This window comes from Amycolatopsis sp. GA6-003, from assembly GCF_046267895.1.
Lineage (GTDB): Bacteria > Actinomycetota > Actinomycetes > Mycobacteriales > Pseudonocardiaceae > Amycolatopsis.
Genome location: NZ_CP176499.1, coordinates 7,053,394 through 7,068,539 on the forward strand (window position 1 = coordinate 7,053,394; position 15,146 = coordinate 7,068,539).

Sequence of the window (15,146 nt, forward strand, 5' to 3'; positions counted from 1 at the left end):
GGAAAACGGACGTCCGGGCAGGTTATCGCCGAGGGACCGGACGGAACGAGACAAGTTGCGTTCCTCACCACCCCTGTCTCCCGCCACACGTCCGGGTGAGCTGCGACCGTCGACGTTTGGGACCCCCGCCGCGGCGCCGATGTCGAAGCACGGGCGAAGGGAGACAGGTCGAATGCGCGGACGGATCCTGCTGGTCACCGGGGTTTTCCTGGCTGCGGCCCCGACGGCGGCGCACGCCGATCCGCCGACGTCAACCGGCTGGGGTTCCGCGGGCAGCCTCGACGTCATGGTGGACCACGAGCACGTGGTCACCGGGGAACTGGCGCGTTGCGACGCAGACGGCCCGGCTTCCGCGCGCACCGCCGGCGGCGCGGCGGGCGAGGTCGCGGTGTTCGGCTTCGGCGGAGCCACCTGCGAGCGGAACGGCCCGGTCGCCAAGGTGCGGACCGGCGGGCAGCGGTTCGAATCCGACCTGCTCACCCGGTACGGCGGGCCGGAGCTGAAGGTCCGCACGTACTCGGCAGGCTGCGCCACCACGACGGATTCGGGCAGCACCGGATCGATGTCGATCGGCGAGGTCTCCGGCTTCACCGTGCCGTCGTCGATCCCGGCGAACTACCGGATCACGATCCCCGGCGGCGCGGCGGGCACCGCGCTGGCCACGATCACGCTGAACGAGACCGTGACGCCGCAGCCCGCCGACGGCAGCCTGGTCACGCACGCGGTTCACGTGAAGCTGTTCCCGCAGGGCGGTCCGGCGAGCGGGGACATCTACCTCGGCACCGCGGCGTGCGATCCGTACGGCAAGGGCGGCGCGCCGGCCTCGTGAGCGGCAATGCCGGTTCTAACCGGGATTAACACTCACGAGGGCGGCAGGGCGGGCGTGCCGGTGTAGCGCACCCCCGCCTCGTCGAAGTCCTTCAGCGTCGCGTCCACCGTCGGCTGCGAACCGCCGACGGTCAGGTCCAGCAGCACCTGCACGTTGAACCCGGCCCGCGCGGCGTCGAGGGCGGTCGCGCGCACGCAGAAGTCGGTCGCGATGCCGACCACGTCGACGTCGGTCACCTCGTGCGCGCGAAGCCACTCCTCGAGGGTCTTGCCGTCGCCGGACTTGCCCTCGAAACCGGAGTACGCCGCGCTGTACTCGCCCTTCGAGAACACCGCCTCGACCGGCACCACGTCCAGCGCGTCGTGGAAGGACGCGCCCGCCGTGCCCGCGACGCAGTGCGGCGGCCAGCTGGTGTTGAAGTCGGGCGTGTCGCTGAAGTGGTCGCCCGGGTCGATGTGGTGGTCGCGGGTGGCGACGACGTGCGCGTAGCCGCCCTCGGCCATCCGCCGCGAGATGGCGGCCGCGGCGGCCGCCCCGCCCGGCAGGCCGAGCGAGCCTCCCTCGCAGAAGTCGTTCTGCACATCCACCACGATCAGCGCGGTTGTCATGGTCGGCTCCCTACAAAAAAGTCGTCGGTATCGCGGGCTCGCCGTGCGAGAGCTTGAGGCCCTCCCACGGCAGGCTCACCTGCGCGCGCCGCAGGCGGGCGCGCGCGTCGTCCAGCGTGGGCAGATCATCCACCGGCACGCCGCCGCGCACCAGGGGGATCTGCAGCTCGAGATCGTTCTCGCCGGGCTCCGGGCGGCCGCCGGCGGCGGTCCAGACCACTTCCTCGACCGCCGTGCCGGTGCTCCGGTGCCGGCGCAGCGCGTGCTTGCGCCCGCCGCGGGATTCCTTGTGCGCACTGCGTTTCGCGACCGGCCGTCCGTCGACCTCGACCAGCTTGTACACCATCCCGGCGGTCGGCGCCCCGGATCCGGTGACCACCGAGGTGCCGACGCCGTAGGCGTCCACCGGCTCCGCGCGCAGCGCTGCGATCGCGTGCTCGTCGAGGTCGCCGGACACCACGATCCGGGTGTCCTTCGCGCCGAGCGCGTCGAGCTGGTCGCGGGCCTTGCGGGCGAGCGGGCCGACGTCGCCGGAGTCGATCCGGATCGCGCCCAGCTCCGGTCCGGCGACGCGCACCGCCGCCTCGATGCCCGCGGTGATGTCGTAGGTGTCCACCAGGAGAGTGGTATCCGCACCCATTTTGCTGACCTGGGCGCGGAACGCGGCTTCCTCGCTGTCGTGCAGCAGCATGAACGCGTGCGCGACCGTGCCGCGGGTCGGGATCCCGTAGCGGCGGCCCGCTTCGAGATTCGACGTGGTGGCGAATCCGGCCAGGTAGGCGGCGCGCGCGGCGGCGACCGCGGCGTACTCGTGCGTGCGCCGTCCGCCCATCTCGATGATCGGCCTGCCGTGCGCCGCGCCGGACATCCGCGCCGCCGCCGACGCGATCGCGCTGTCGTGGTTGAGGATCGACAGCACCACCGTCTCCAGCACCACCGCTTCGGCGAAACTGCCGGTCACGGTGAGGATCGGCGAACCGGGGAAGTACAGGTCGCCTTCGCGGTAGCCGTCGATGTCGCCGCGGAACTCGTAGTCCGCCAGCCACGCCAGCGTTTCCGGGTCGACGACCGCGGTCTGCTCCAGCATGGCCAGTTCGGCGTCGGTGAACCGGAAGTCGGCGATCGCGTCGAGCACGCGCGCGGTGCCCGCGACGACGCCGTAGCGGCGGCCGTCGGGAAGCCGGCGCGCGAAGACTTCGAACACGCACGGCCGGTCGGCCGTCCCGTCCGCGAGCGCGCTCGCCAGCATGGTCAGCTCGTAGTGGTCGGTGAGCAGCGCCGTGCTGGCGCTGGTGACCGGCTCGGGGGAACCCATGGGAGCAGCCTATTCACTCACATGGACGGACCTGGCGCGGCGTACCGGGATGGCCCCGTGACACCATGGGGTGCATGTCCACGCCTGTCGCATCCGAACAGACGCAGGTCGATCCACTCGGGGCCGAGCTGGCCGAATCCGACCAGCCCTGGCGGACGATCGTCTGGAACGATCCGGTCAACCTGATGTCGTACGTGACGTACGTCTTCCAGAAGCTGTTCGGCTACAGCCGGGACCACGCCACGAAGCTGATGCTCGACGTGCACAACAAGGGCAGGGCGATCGTGTCGTCCGGTTCGAAGGAGAAGGTGGAGACCGACGTGGCGAAGCTGCACGCGGCGGGCCTGTGGGCGACCATGGAACAGCCCTCGTGAAGGCCTGGCGGCGCAAGGGGGACGCCATCCTCGCCGGGTTCGAGCAGCAGGAGGCCGCGGTGCTGCGCGGGCTGGTCGGGCAGCTCGAGGACATGCTCACCGCCCGGGCCGAGGAGGCCCCGCAGGACGAACTGGCCGAGCTGACCGGGATCCGCACCGGGCCCGCCGAATCGCCGGACGACCCGGTGCTGTCGCGGCTGCTGCCGGACTTCCACCGGCTCGACCCGGACAACCCGAGCCGCGAGGACCTCGATTCGGCGGCGGCGATGCGGTCGCTGCACGAGCCGGAGCTGCTGGAGAAGAAGGTCGGCGTCGCGAAGATCGTGCTCGACACGCTCCCGCGCGACGGCGGTTCGGTGAAGCTGACCTTCGAGCAGGCCGACGCCTGGCTCGGCGCGCTGAACGACGTCCGGCTGGCGCTCGGCACCGCGCTCGACGTCACCGAGGACATGCCCGACGAGCTGCCGGAAGACGACCCCCGCGCACCCCATCTCGGCGTCTACCATTGGCTGACATGGGTGCAGGAGACGCTGATCCAGGCGCTGACCGGCTGACCGGCGGGAAAATCACCGACGTCCCCGGCGTGCTCGTGGGCCATCACCAACGGCTCGGCGACGGCTGGGCTTCCGGAACCACTGTCGTGCTCGTCCCCGACGGCGCGACCGGCGCGGTCGACCAGCGGGGCGGCGCGCCCGGCACGCGCGAAACCAACCTGCTGGAGCCGGAAAACCTGGTACAGCAGGTGAATGCGGTCTGTCTTTCCGGCGGAAGCGCGTACGGGCTCGCGGCGGCGGACGGCGTGATGCGGTGGCTTTCCGAGCGGAACTACGGGTTTCCCGTTGGCGCGCAGCCGTATGAGGTGGTGCCGATCGTGCCCGCCGCGGTGCTGTTCGACCTGCCGCGCAGCGCGTGGGGCAATCGGCCGGATGCCGATTTCGGTTACGCCGCTTGCGAAGCAGCCGGGGAAGCCGTCGCGATGGGCACCGTCGGCGCGGGCTCGGGCGCGGTGGTCGGTTCGCTGAAGGGCGGCATCGGGACGGCGAGCGAGGTCGTCGGAGACGTGACCGTCGGGGCGATCGCCGCGGTGAACGCGGCCGGCCAGGCGGTGGATTTCGCGACCGGACGGGCGTTCGCCGCTGATCACGAAGTCGACGGCGAGTTCGGTGTCCGCTGGCCGGATCGCCCCGGCGAGGCGCCGAGCCAGCGGACCGACCTGAACACCACGATCGGCGTGGTGGCTTGCGACGCGGCGCTGACGAAGGCCGAGGCGCGCCGGTTGACGGTGGCCGCGCAGGACGGGCTGGCGCGCGCGGTGCGTCCGGCGCACTCGATGTTCGACGGCGACACCGTGTTCGCGCTGGCGACGGGCGCGCAGCAGCTGCCGGGGGAGCCCGGGTCGTTCGCGCTGGCGGCGCGAGCGGGTGCGCTGGACGCGCTCTGCGCGGCGGCGGCGCGGGTGTTCGCGCGGGCGATGGTGCACGGGCTGCTGTCCGCGACCTCCGCGGCCGGCGTCCCGGCTTATCGCGACGTGTGGCCGGAGGCGCTGGAGGTCAGAACGGGTCCTTAGGCAGGCAGTCCTCGCTCCGCTCGAGGTCGGCGGCGCGCACGACGGCCACGTACTCCTCGTCGATCTCCAGCACCAGCTCGCCGAACGACACGGTCGGCCCGAGCGAGGGATGCGTCTCCACCGGGCCCAGTTCGGTGGAACGCGGCAGCTGCGCCCACACCGAAACCGGCTTCCACCGGCGGAAAGCGCTGCAGGCGAGCACGGTGACGTGCCGGTCGGTGACCACGACGAGGAAGTTCCGGTGCGCGGCCATCATCGTGACCATCAGCGATGTGGCGGGGAACACGTACTGGACGACGTCCCCTTCGGCCAGCAGGCCACGGCAGCGTTCGCGGATCTTCGAGGACACCGGCATCCGGTAATTGTGCCCTGACCTGCGGTTGAGCGGTAGCTCTCACAGTGTGGACTCGTTCGGTCCACGAACTAAGATGTCCGTGTGCTCCGGATCCGCCGTGAACTCGTCGACGAGATCGTCGCCCACGCCCGCCGCGACCACCCCGACGAAGCGTGCGGGGTGGTGGCCGGTCCTGCCGGCTCGGACCGCCCCGAGCGGTTCATCCCGATGCTGAACGCGGCCCGCTCGCCGACGTTCTACGAGTTCGACTCGGGCGACCTGCTCAAGCTCTACCGCGAGATGGAAGCGAACGACGAGGTCCCGGTGGTCATCTACCACTCGCACACCGCGACCGAGGCCTACCCGTCGCGCACCGACGCGAACATCGCCGCCGAACCCGACGCGCACTACGTGCTCGTCTCGACCAGAGAGCCCGATTCGCACGAGTTCCGCTCGTACCGGATCGTGGACGCCGAGATCACCGAGGAGCCGGTCGAGATCATCGACTGACTGCCGGAATAAAGCGCGGCGTCCGATACGTCAGCGTGTAGGAACCCACCCGGAGGTAGAAAACCATGGCCGTGACCGTGTCCATCCCGACCATCCTGCGCACCCACACCGGCGGCGAGAAGTCCGTCGAGGCGTCGGGCAAGACTGTCCTCGAGATCATCGACGACGTCGAGTCGCGGCACGCCGGGCTGAAGGCCCGCCTGGTCAAGGAGGAGAAGCTGCACCGCTTCATCAACGTCTACGTCAACGACGAGGACGTGCGCTTCTCCGGCGGGCTCGACGCCGAGGTCAAGGACGGCGACACCCTCACCATCCTGCCCGCCGTCGCGGGCGGCGCGCGCTGAGCCGATGGCTCGCTACGAGTCCCTCCTCGACGCGCTCGGCGGCACCCCGCTGGTCGGCCTGCCCCGGCTGTCGCCGACCGACGAGGTGCGGCTGTGGGCGAAGCTCGAGGACCGCAATCCGACCGGCTCGATCAAGGACCGGCCCGCGCTGGCCATGATCGAGGCGGCGGAGCGGGACGGCATCCTGCGCCGCGGGTCCACGATCCTCGAACCGACCTCGGGCAACACCGGGATCTCGCTGGCCATGGCCGCGAAGCTCAAGGGCTACGGCCTGGTGTGCGTGATGCCGGAGAACACCTCCGCCGAACGCAAGCAGCTGCTGCAGGCCTACGGCGCGCGGATCGTGTTCTCGCCGGCCGCGGGCGGCTCGAACGAGGCCGTGCGGCGGGCCAAGGAGCTGGCGAAGCAGAACCCGGACTGGGTGATGCTCTACCAGTACGGCAACCCGGCCAACGCGGACGCGCACTACCGCGGAACCGGCCCGGAGCTGCTGAAGGACCTGCCGACGCTGACGCATTTCGTCGGCGGGCTCGGGACGACCGGGACGCTGGTGGGCGTGGGCCGGTACCTGCACGAGCACAAGCCGGACGTCCAGGTCATCGCGGCGGAGCCCCGGTACGGCGAGCTGGTGTACGGCCTGCGGAACCTCGACGAGGGATTCGTTCCCGAGCTGTACGACGAGAGCGTGCTCAACGGACGCTTCTCGGTGGGGGCGTACGACGCTCTTCGGCGGACGCGGGAGTTGCTGGAGCACGAGGGCATCTTCGCCGGGATCTCCACGGGCGCGGTGCTGCACGCCGCGCTCGGGGTCGCGGAGAAGGCCGCGGCTCGCGGCGAGAAGGCGGACGTGGCTTTCGTGGTCGCGGACGCCGGCTGGAAGTACCTGTCGACCGGCGCGTATTCCGGGTCGCTGGACGAAGCGGCAGAACGGCTCGACGGTCAGCTCTGGGCCTGACCGGACGCTCGCTCGTGAGGGGAATCCGGCCGGGTTCCCCTCACGGCAGCAATCCCTTGACGAGTGCGCGTACGCCTCGTTCGTAACTGTCTTGTGCGGTAAGGCTTTCCCAGCGCGGCCCGATCTCGGCGAGCGTGGGGAATTCCGTCGCGTCCAGGTCCGCGAAGACTCGCTCGCGGTAGGTGCCGCCGCCCTGGTCCCGTCGCCGCGCGGCCGCCGCGCGTGAGCTGATCTCGCCGAGCGTGTAGTGCCACACCGCTCGGTAGACCTCCACCGCCGCTTCCAGCGGCAGACCGGCTTTTCCCGCCGCGGCAACGATTTTCTCCGGGTACCACAGTCCTCCGACCGACAGCAGGTCGTCCGAGCGCAGTACCTCCACGATCCACGGGCAGCCCGCCAGCCCGTCCCGCATCGCCTTCGCGACCGCCACGATCCGGTCTTCCGGTTCCTCGGGGAGGTTCTCCGGCCGAGGCATTTCGCGGTGCGCGTAGTCGTCCAGCAGCAGAAGCAGCAGCCCCTCTTTGTCGCGCACGTGGTGGTAGAGCGCCATCGCCGTGCTGCCGACCTCCCGGGCGAGCCTGCGCATGGTCAACGCGTCGACGCCTTCGGAATCGATGACCCGGTGGGCGGCGGCCACGATGTCGGCCTTGGAGATCTTCGGCGGTCGGCCGGTGCGCGCTGGCATGCCGCCATGCTACTTTTTATACATGTACAAAAACTACTGGGGGACGGTCGCCGCGCTGGCGTTCGCGGTGGCGGTCGGGACTTTGCAGATGACCGTGGTGGTGCCGTTGCTGCCGCGGCTGCAGCTCAAGCTCGGGGTGCCGCTCAGTTCGGTGTCGTGGGCGCTGACCGCCGGGCTGCTGGCGGGCGCGGTCGCGATTCCGCTGGTCGCGCAGCTGGGCGACCTCTACGGCCGGCGCACGATGTCGCTGGTCGTGCTCGGGTTGCTGGTCGGGGGATCGGTGCTGGCGGCGGTGGCGGATTCGCTGCCGTTGCTGGTCGCCGGCCGGATCCTGCAGGGCACGGCCGCGCCGTTGCTGCCGCTCGCGATCGGCCAGGCCAGGAACGTCGTGCCTCCCCGGTCGTTGCCGACCGCGATCGGGGTGCTGAGCGCGACGATCGGGGCGGGCAGCGGCGGCGGGATGATCCTGGCCGGGCTGGCCGGCGGCGATCATCGGCTGGTGTTCTGGGTGCTGGCGGCGCTCGGCGTGGTGGCGTTCGCGCTGGTCGCGGCGGTTCGCGAGGACCGGACGGCGGCGGTGCGGAGCGGTTCGCCGGACCTGCTGGGCGCGGTGCTGGTGTCGGGATGGCTGATCTGCCTGCTGCTGGCGATCAGCAAGGGGGCCGAATGGGGCTGGGCGACCGTCGGTCTGCTGGCCGCGGCCGTGGTGCTGGCGGCGGTGTGGGTGGTGACGGCGCGGCGCGCGAAGACGCCGTTGATCGAGATTCCGATGCTGCTGCACCGAAAAACGGTCGGCGCGACGGTGGCGTCGTTCCTGCTGGGCTTCGCGTTGTTCTCCACGATCATGACGCTGTCGGCGTATGCGCAGGGCGTGCTCGGGGCGTCGGTTTTGCAGGTGGGGCTTTACCTTCTGCCGACGACGATCCTGATGCTGGTGGTCTCGGTGCTGGCCGGTTCGTTGATGCGCCGGTTCAGCGCGCCCGCGCTGGTCGCAGGCGGTTCGGTGGTGGTCCTGGCGGCCGCGTTGTGGCTGACGGCGTTGCCGGGGGACGGGCTTGCGCTTTACGCCGTCGCCGCTGTGCTGGGGCTGGGGATCGGGCTGGGATACGCCGCGTTGGGGACGATGGCGGTCGAGCATGTCGAACCCGCGAAAACGGCCGCGGCTGGCGGGATCAACGCGCTGGTTCGCGTGGTGGGCAGCAGCCTTGCCGGAGCCGTTGGCGCGGTGGTGTTGTCGGCCGGCGGTCCGGGATGGAGCTTCGCAGTGGCGGCGGTGGCCGCGCTGCTGTCGGCAGTATTCGCGGCCGGCTACGGAAACTTGCTCCGGAAGCCCGCGATGGCCTGACCGCTCACCCGGAGGCGAAGTTCAGGGATTTCTCCCGAGGCCGCCCGCCCGGCCTCGACGTAGCCTGAGGGTGTGAGCACACTGCCTCCCCTCCCGCCGACGTCGCCGCCGCCCGCTGGCAGCGGCAAGCCGGTCGACGCCGCGAAGCGCATCCTGCCGCCCCATCCCAAGGCCGCGGCGTTCGTCGCGCTGGGGTTCGTGGCGGTGCTGTACCTCGTGGAACTGCTCGACGTGATCCTGCCGGGCGAGTTCACCCACGGCGGGATCCTGTCGCGGGAGGCGTCCAGCCTCGACGGCATCCTCTGGGCGCCGCTGCTGCACGCGGGCTGGTCGCACCTGTTCTCCAACACGGTGCCGGTGCTGGTCTTCTCCTTCCTCGCGATGGCGGCGGGCATCGGCCGGTTCGCCGTGGTCACCGGGATCATCTGGCTGGTTTCCGGGCTCGGCGTGTGGCTGGTCGGACCGGCGAACGCCTACACCGTGGGCGCGTCCGGGCTGGCCTTCGGCTGGCTCGCGTACCTGCTGGTGCGCGGCCTGTTCCACCGGTCGCTCGCGCAGATCGCGGTCGCCGTCGTGCTGCTCGGCATCTGGAGCGGGATGCTCTGGGGCCTGCTGCCCGGCAACCCCGGGATCTCCTGGCAGGGCCACCTCTTCGGCGCGCTGGCCGGCATCCTCGCCGCGTGGCTGACCTCACGGGGCGAACGCGTCAAATCCCCGAAGATCGCTCCGCAGGCCCCGGGTAACCTCGGCTTGTGAGTTCTCCTGACGCGCCCATCGGTGTCTTCGATTCCGGCGTCGGCGGGCTCACCGTCGCACGCTCGATCCTCGAACTGCTTCCTGCCGAACAGCTGCGCTACGTAGGCGACACCGCGCGCAACCCGTACGGCCCGCTGCCCATCGCCACTGCCCGCGAGTACGCGTTGGCCGCTCTCGACGACATGGTCGAGAGCGGGGTGAAGGCGTTGGTGATCGCGTGCAACACAGCGTCCGCAGCCTGCCTTCGCGACGCGCGCGAACGCTACGACGTGCCTGTGATCGAAGTGGTCCTTCCGGCCGCGCGCCGGGCCGCGGTCGCAACGCACAGCGGGCGGGTCGGTCTGATCGGCACTGAGGGCACTGTGCGTTCGAGGGCGTACGACGACGCCTTCGCCGCCGCGCCGGACGTACGCCTCACTAGCGTCGCCTGCCCGCGCTTCGTGGACTTCGTGGAGCGCGGCATCACGACCGGCCGACAGATTCTCGGTCTGGCACAGGGGTATCTGCAGCCGTTGCTCGAAGCTGACGTCGACACGCTCATCCTCGGCTGCACGCACTATCCGCTGCTGTCCGGTGTCCTGCAGATCGTGATGGGACAGGACGTCACGCTCGTCTCCAGCGCCGACGAAACCGCCAAGGACCTCTACCGCGTGCTGACCGAACTCGACCTGCTGGCCGAGCGCGACGAGCCGCCGCGGCACGAGTTCCTCGCCACTGGTTCGCCGGAGCCGTTCGCCCGCTTGGCGCAGCGGTTCATGGGCTTCGCGCCGGGTGCGCTGGCTCCGGTCAGTGCGTGACACTGCGGCGGCGCTGAGCAGAGTTAGGGTTACCGGGTGCGACTGACGATCCTCGGATGTTCGGGCAGCATCCCCGGGCCGAACGCCGCCGCGTCCGGATATCTCCTGGAGGCGGAGGGCTACCGGCTCGGGCTCGAGCTGGGCACCGGCACGTTCGCCCAATTGCAGACCGTGCTGGACCCGTTCGACCTGGACGCGCTGGTTCTTTCGCACCTGCACGCCGACCACTGCGCCGACGTCAACTCCCTGACCGTGCTTCGCCGCTACCACCCCGCGCCGCCGTATCCCGCGCGCCCGCGACGGTTGCCGCTGTACGCACCCGCGGAAGCTCCTTCGCGCCTTGCGCACGCGTACGCAGCCGACGCGGCGGAGCGCGCTGGCGCGGATCTGTCGGACGTGTACGAGTTCCACGAGCTGCGCGAAGAGACAGTCCAGATCGGGCCCTTCGACGTGACCGCCGTCGCCGTGTACCACCCGACGCCCGCTTTCGGCCTGCGCATCGCGTACGGCGGCACCATCCTCGCGTACACCGGCGACACCGGGTTGTGCCGCGGCCTCGGCGAACTGGCCGACGGTGTCGATGTGTTGCTTTCCGAAGCTTCGTGGACCGACGCCGCCGACCGTCCGCAAGGCGTGCATCTCTCCGGGAAAGAAGCAGGTGAACTGGCCAAGGACGCCGGGGTCGGCCGTCTGCTGCTGACCCATGTCGCGCCGTGGACGGACCGGAACGCGGTCCTGGCCGAGGCCAAAGCGGTGTTCCCGGACGCCGAGCTGGTGACGCAGGGCGCGGTGTACGACCTCTGATCGCGAAACTGTCAGGGTGACGTCCTAGAGTGCTCCCCGTGGCTAGAAAAGATGGCAGGAACGACGACCAGCTCCGCGAAGTGAAGCTCACCCGCGGGTTCCAGAAGTGGCCTGCCGGGTCGGTGCTCGTCGAGTTCGGCAACACCAGGGTGCTGTGCGCGGCGAGCGTGACCGAGGGCGTGCCGCGCTGGCGTGCCGGGTCCGGTCTCGGCTGGGTGACCGCGGAGTACGCGATGCTCCCCTCCGCGACCAACACCCGCAGCGACCGGGAAGCGGTCAAGGGCCGGATCGGCGGCCGCACGCACGAGATCTCCCGGTTGATCGGCCGCTCCCTGCGCGCCTGCATCGACCTGGCCGCGCTCGGCGAGAACACCATCGTCATCGACTGCGACGTGCTCCAGGCCGACGGCGGCACCCGCACCGCCGCGGTCACCGGCGGCTACGTGGCGCTGGCGGACGCGATCACCTGGCTGGGCGCGGCGAACCGGCTCAACGACCCGCAGCCGCTGTCGTCCTCGGTGGCCGCGGTGAGCGTCGGCGTCGTGGACGGCCGGGTGCGCCTCGACCTGCCGTACGAGGAGGATTCGCGCGCCGAGGTCGACATGAACGTGGTCGCCACCGACGCCGGAACCCTCATCGAGGTGCAGGGCACCGGCGAAGGAGCCACCTTCGCGAGGTCCACTTTGGACACCATGCTGGACCTGGCGCTGGCCGGCTGCGCGGAACTGACGCGGCTGCAGAACGAAGCGCTGGCGCTGCCGTATCCGGGCGAGCTGCCGGAACCGCGTCCGGACAAGAAGAAGGGCCAGAAGTGACCAAACTGCTGCTGGCCACCCGGAACGCGAAGAAACTGGGCGAACTGCGCCGGATCCTGGAGGCGGAAGGCATCCAGGGCGTCGAGGTGCTCGGCCTGAACGACGTCGAGGAGTTCCCGGAGGCCCCGGAAACCGCCCCCGACTTCGAAGGCAACGCCGCGGCCAAGGCCCGGGACGCGGTGGCCGCCACCGGATTGCCCGCCATCGCGGACGATTCGGGGCTGGCCGTCGACGCGCTGAACGGCATGCCGGGCGTCCTCTCGGCCCGCTGGTCCGGCAAACACGGCGACGACGAAGCGAACCTGAACCTCGTGCTGGCCCAGCTGACGGACACCCCGGACGAGCGCCGGGGCGCGGCGTTCGTCTGCGCCGCCGTGCTGGCTCTCCCGTCCGGCGAGACCACCACGGTCCGGGCCGAATGGCGTGGCACGCTGACGCGGGAAAAGCGCGGAACGAACGGTTTCGGCTACGACCCGATCTTCGTGCCGGAAAACGAAACGAAAACCAGCGCGGAACTGAGCCCGGCGGAAAAAGACGCCGCTTCCCACCGCGGCAAGGCCCTGCGCGCACTTCTGCCGGCCTTGCGAAAACTGGCCGACGGATAACGTCGCGGCCTGCCCTGGTGGCTCCGGGGCAGGCCGGCGGCTAGTCTCGGCAGGCATGTGCGCCAATATCGTCCTGGCCGAAGACGATCCGAAACAAGCGGAACTGGTCCGCCGCTATCTGGAACACGAACAGCACACCGTCACCGTCGCGTCCACCGGCGAGGCCGCGCTGGCGCATCTTCGCACCGCGGAACCCGATCTCCTGATCCTGGACGTCATGCTCCCCGGCATGAACGGCCTGACCGTCTGCCGGACCGTCCGGGCCTCCTCCGACCTGCCGATCCTCATGCTCACGGCCCGCTCGACCGAGGACGACCTGCTCCAGGGCCTCGACCTGGGCGCGGACGACTACGTCACCAAGCCCTACAGCCCGCGGGAACTCATGGCGCGGGTACGGACCCTCCTCCGGAGGACGAAAGCGGCCAAAGACGGTCCCCGCAAAGTCGGCACGCTGACCGTCGACAAGGAAAAACACGAGGTCACGGTAAGCGGAAACCCGATAGAAACGACCCCCGGGGAATTCCGCATCCTGGAGGTGATGGCCGCGCGGCCGGACCAGGTTTTCACCAGGGCGCAGCTTCTGGAACATCTGCACGGCTTCGACCGCTACATCACTCAGCGCGCCATTGACGTGCACATCATGAATCTCCGGAAGAAAATCGAAACAAATCCCAGAAAACCTGCGAAACTGCTCACGGTGTACGGCGTCGGCTACAAACTGACCGCGAAGTCCGATGCCCCGTAGCCTTCTCTTCCGCCTTTTCGCGGTCACCGCGGCCATCGCGGTGTGCGCCATCGCCGCGACCGCGTGGCTGGCCTCCCGGACCACTTCCGGTGCCATCGAACGGGAACAGGGCCAGCTCTTCGCCGACGACGGCACGATTTACCAGGCCCTGCTTTCGTACGCGGCGACCCATCCGACGTGGTCCGGCGCGACCAGAACCATCGACGACTACGCGGAGAAAACCGGCCGCAAAATCGTCCTGACCACCCCGCAGGGCAAGCTGATCGCCAGCTCGGAGGAAAACCCGGGAAAACTGCCGCCCCAGCCGTCCGCGGTGATCGACCCGCTGGCGGTCGACGCCCGGCTGGGCGTCAAATCCACTCCGGACCGGATCGACCCCGACGCGGTCGGCCCCTACCGCCTTCCCGCGGAAGAACGCGAAGAGCTTCAGGAAATAGCCGACAAGGTCCTGTCCTGCACCCAGCGCAGAACCGGGTTGGGCAGCCTGGAAATCTCCCCGAGCGGCCACCCCAGGGTGATCGCCCCGGCCGGCACCGCCCAATGCGGCACCGGCCTCCTGGAACGCCCCACCGCGACCGAACGAGCCGCCCTGGACAAGCTGTCCGGTCTGATCGACGCCTGCCTCGGCCGGAACGACAGCACCGTCCCGGTCGCCAAACTGGCCCTGTCCTGGACCTTCGACGGCCCGGTCGCGCAGGCCACCGACCAGACCATCACCAACTGCGTCACGTCGGCCCGCAAAGAGCAGCTGACCCCTTACGTGGCCCCGGCGGCCTGGCTCTACATCACCGAAAAGGGCACCGACCAGCCCCCGACCGGCTTCACCCTCTCCGCGGAAAACCGCACGAAACTCATCGCCGTCACCGCCGCCATCCTTCTGCTGACCGTCGTCGTCACCGGGCTGGCGTCGATCCGCCTGATCCGCCCTCTCCGCGCGTTGACCGGTGCGGCGCAACGCCTGAAAGCAGGCGAGACGGGCGCCCGGGTCCGCGTCAAAGGCAAGGACGAAATCGCCCGCCTGGCCACCGCGTTCAACGAAATGGCGCGGGCGCGGGAAGAACTGGAGAACGCCCGCAAGGCCATGGTCAGCGACGTCGCGCACGAACTGCGCACCCCGCTGGCCACCATCCGAGGCTGGCTGGAAGCGGCTCAGGACGGCATCAGCCAGCTCGACGACGACCTCGTCGCCTCCCTGCTGGAAGAAGCGGTCCACCTGCAGCACATCGTGGACGACCTGCAGGACCTGGCCCTGGCCGACGCCGGTGCGCTGCGCGTCCACCCCGAACCCGTCGACGCCAACATCCTGCTGGCCCACCTGGCCGCCGCGCACGCTCCGCGCGCGGAATCCGCCGGCGTCCGCCTTTCCGTCCCGCCCATGGAAAACCCGGCCATCACCGCGGATCCGGTGCGCCTGCGCCAAGCCCTGGACAACCTGGTCTCGAACGCGATCCGGCACACCCCGCCCGGCGGTTCGGTCACCGTCGCCGCGAGCCGGCGCGAAAACGACGCGGTCTTCGAAGTAACCGACACCGGAACCGGCATCGCGCCCGAAGACCTGCCCCGCGTGTTCGACCGTTTCTGGCGCGCCGATCCGTCGCGAAGCCGAACTTCCGGCGGAAGCGGCCTGGGGTTGGCGATCGTCCGCAAATTGGCCGAAGCCCACGGCGGGGAAGTCACCGCCGCCAGCACTCCCGGCGAAGGCACCACCTTCACCCTGCGCTTCCCCGCGCAGTAGCGCTCGCGGGCGCGCATCGGCGA

At 70.1% G+C, this 15,146-nt stretch carries 19 protein-coding genes; 15 read left to right on the top strand and 4 right to left on the bottom strand.

Annotated features, from left to right (window positions below; genetic code table 11):
- Positions 1–172 precede the first annotated feature (172 nt).
- Positions 173–829, top strand: a complete 657-nt coding sequence (locus tag F9C12_RS32110) for a choice-of-anchor P family protein (protein ID WP_409462863.1) — start codon at positions 173–175, stop codon at positions 827–829.
- Positions 830–861: 32 nt separating this feature from the next.
- Here the strand turns inward: F9C12_RS32110 and F9C12_RS32115 are convergent, their stop codons facing one another.
- Together F9C12_RS32115 and F9C12_RS32120 are read right to left on the bottom strand one after the other, a co-directional pair.
- The gene (locus tag F9C12_RS32115) at positions 862–1,437 is read right to left on the bottom strand and encodes an isochorismatase family protein (protein WP_409185499.1); all 576 of its coding nucleotides are present in this window, start codon (positions 1,435–1,437) and stop codon (positions 862–864) included.
- A gap of 10 nt (positions 1,438–1,447) precedes the next feature.
- The gene (locus F9C12_RS32120; RefSeq protein WP_409185500.1) at positions 1,448–2,752 is read right to left on the bottom strand and encodes a nicotinate phosphoribosyltransferase; all 1,305 of its coding nucleotides are present in this window, start codon (positions 2,750–2,752) and stop codon (positions 1,448–1,450) included.
- Positions 2,753–2,826: 74 nt separating this feature from the next.
- Between F9C12_RS32120 and clpS the strand changes: the two genes are divergently transcribed.
- The 3 genes from clpS to F9C12_RS32135 are packed head-to-tail and all read left to right on the top strand — an operon-like array spanning position 2,827 to position 4,693.
- Positions 2,827–3,126: an ATP-dependent Clp protease adapter ClpS gene (clpS, locus tag F9C12_RS32125; RefSeq protein WP_037718267.1), complete on the top strand. Its 300-nt coding sequence runs from the start codon at positions 2,827–2,829 to the stop codon at positions 3,124–3,126.
- A complete protein-coding gene (locus F9C12_RS32130) occupies positions 3,123–3,680 on the top strand; it encodes a DUF2017 domain-containing protein (protein ID WP_037715369.1) in 558 nt (185 codons plus the stop codon). The genes clpS and F9C12_RS32130 overlap by 4 nt, the downstream gene beginning before the upstream one ends.
- Complete coding sequence (locus F9C12_RS32135; protein WP_409185501.1) at positions 3,641–4,693, top strand: P1 family peptidase; 1,053 nt, start codon at positions 3,641–3,643, stop codon at positions 4,691–4,693. Before F9C12_RS32130 ends, F9C12_RS32135 begins: the two co-directional genes overlap by 40 nt.
- Here F9C12_RS32135 and F9C12_RS32140 read toward each other — a convergent pair.
- A complete protein-coding gene (locus F9C12_RS32140) occupies positions 4,677–5,048 on the bottom strand; it encodes a hypothetical protein (protein WP_409462864.1) in 372 nt (123 codons plus the stop codon). The genes F9C12_RS32135 and F9C12_RS32140 overlap by 17 nt on opposite strands.
- Positions 5,049–5,129: 81 nt before the next feature.
- Between F9C12_RS32140 and F9C12_RS32145 the strand changes: the two genes are divergently transcribed.
- From F9C12_RS32145 to F9C12_RS32155, 3 genes are all read left to right on the top strand, one after another.
- Positions 5,130–5,537: a Mov34/MPN/PAD-1 family protein gene (locus F9C12_RS32145; RefSeq protein ID WP_409185503.1), complete on the top strand. Its 408-nt coding sequence runs from the start codon at positions 5,130–5,132 to the stop codon at positions 5,535–5,537.
- 65 nt (positions 5,538–5,602) lie between these two features.
- Positions 5,603–5,881 carry a MoaD/ThiS family protein gene (locus tag F9C12_RS32150; RefSeq protein WP_009082495.1) on the top strand — a complete coding sequence of 93 codons (279 nt, stop codon included), beginning with the start codon at positions 5,603–5,605 and terminating at the stop codon, positions 5,879–5,881.
- 4 nt (positions 5,882–5,885) lie between these two features.
- Positions 5,886–6,836: a PLP-dependent cysteine synthase family protein gene (locus F9C12_RS32155; RefSeq protein WP_409462865.1), complete on the top strand. Its 951-nt coding sequence runs from the start codon at positions 5,886–5,888 to the stop codon at positions 6,834–6,836.
- Between the two features lie 40 nt (positions 6,837–6,876).
- On the opposite strand, the gene F9C12_RS32160 is transcribed toward F9C12_RS32155, so the two are convergent.
- Entirely contained in the window at positions 6,877–7,521 is a 645-nt protein-coding gene (locus tag F9C12_RS32160) for a TetR/AcrR family transcriptional regulator (RefSeq protein ID WP_409462866.1), read from the bottom strand.
- Positions 7,522–7,543: 22 nt separating this feature from the next.
- Between F9C12_RS32160 and F9C12_RS32165 the strand changes: the two genes are divergently transcribed.
- The 8 genes from F9C12_RS32165 to F9C12_RS32200 all read left to right on the top strand — a co-directional run bounded on the left by F9C12_RS32165 (position 7,544) and on the right by F9C12_RS32200 (position 15,123).
- Positions 7,544–8,866, top strand: a complete 1,323-nt coding sequence (locus tag F9C12_RS32165; protein ID WP_409462867.1) for an MFS transporter — start codon at positions 7,544–7,546, stop codon at positions 8,864–8,866.
- A 72-nt stretch (positions 8,867–8,938) separates the two neighbouring features.
- Positions 8,939–9,622 (top strand): rhomboid family intramembrane serine protease, encoded by a 684-nt coding sequence (locus tag F9C12_RS32170; RefSeq protein ID WP_409185506.1) that lies wholly within the window; start codon positions 8,939–8,941, stop codon positions 9,620–9,622.
- Complete coding sequence (murI, locus tag F9C12_RS32175) at positions 9,619–10,419, top strand: glutamate racemase (RefSeq protein WP_409185507.1); 801 nt, start codon at positions 9,619–9,621, stop codon at positions 10,417–10,419. The genes F9C12_RS32170 and murI overlap by 4 nt, the downstream gene beginning before the upstream one ends.
- A gap of 36 nt (positions 10,420–10,455) precedes the next feature.
- Entirely contained in the window at positions 10,456–11,223 is a 768-nt protein-coding gene (locus F9C12_RS32180) for an MBL fold metallo-hydrolase (protein ID WP_409185508.1), read from the top strand.
- A gap of 38 nt (positions 11,224–11,261) precedes the next feature.
- Positions 11,262–12,038, top strand: coding sequence for a ribonuclease PH (rph, locus tag F9C12_RS32185; protein ID WP_037358517.1), 777 nt, complete (start codon positions 11,262–11,264; stop codon positions 12,036–12,038).
- Positions 12,035–12,643 carry an RdgB/HAM1 family non-canonical purine NTP pyrophosphatase gene (rdgB, locus tag F9C12_RS32190; RefSeq protein ID WP_409462868.1) on the top strand — a complete coding sequence of 203 codons (609 nt, stop codon included), beginning with the start codon at positions 12,035–12,037 and terminating at the stop codon, positions 12,641–12,643. The genes rph and rdgB overlap by 4 nt, the downstream gene beginning before the upstream one ends.
- Positions 12,644–12,698: 55 nt before the next feature.
- Entirely contained in the window at positions 12,699–13,388 is a 690-nt protein-coding gene (locus F9C12_RS32195) for a response regulator transcription factor (RefSeq protein ID WP_409185510.1), read from the top strand.
- The gene (locus F9C12_RS32200; protein ID WP_409462869.1) at positions 13,378–15,123 is read left to right on the top strand and encodes a sensor histidine kinase; all 1,746 of its coding nucleotides are present in this window, start codon (positions 13,378–13,380) and stop codon (positions 15,121–15,123) included. Before F9C12_RS32195 ends, F9C12_RS32200 begins: the two co-directional genes overlap by 11 nt.
- Positions 15,124–15,146: the final 23 nt, after the last annotated feature.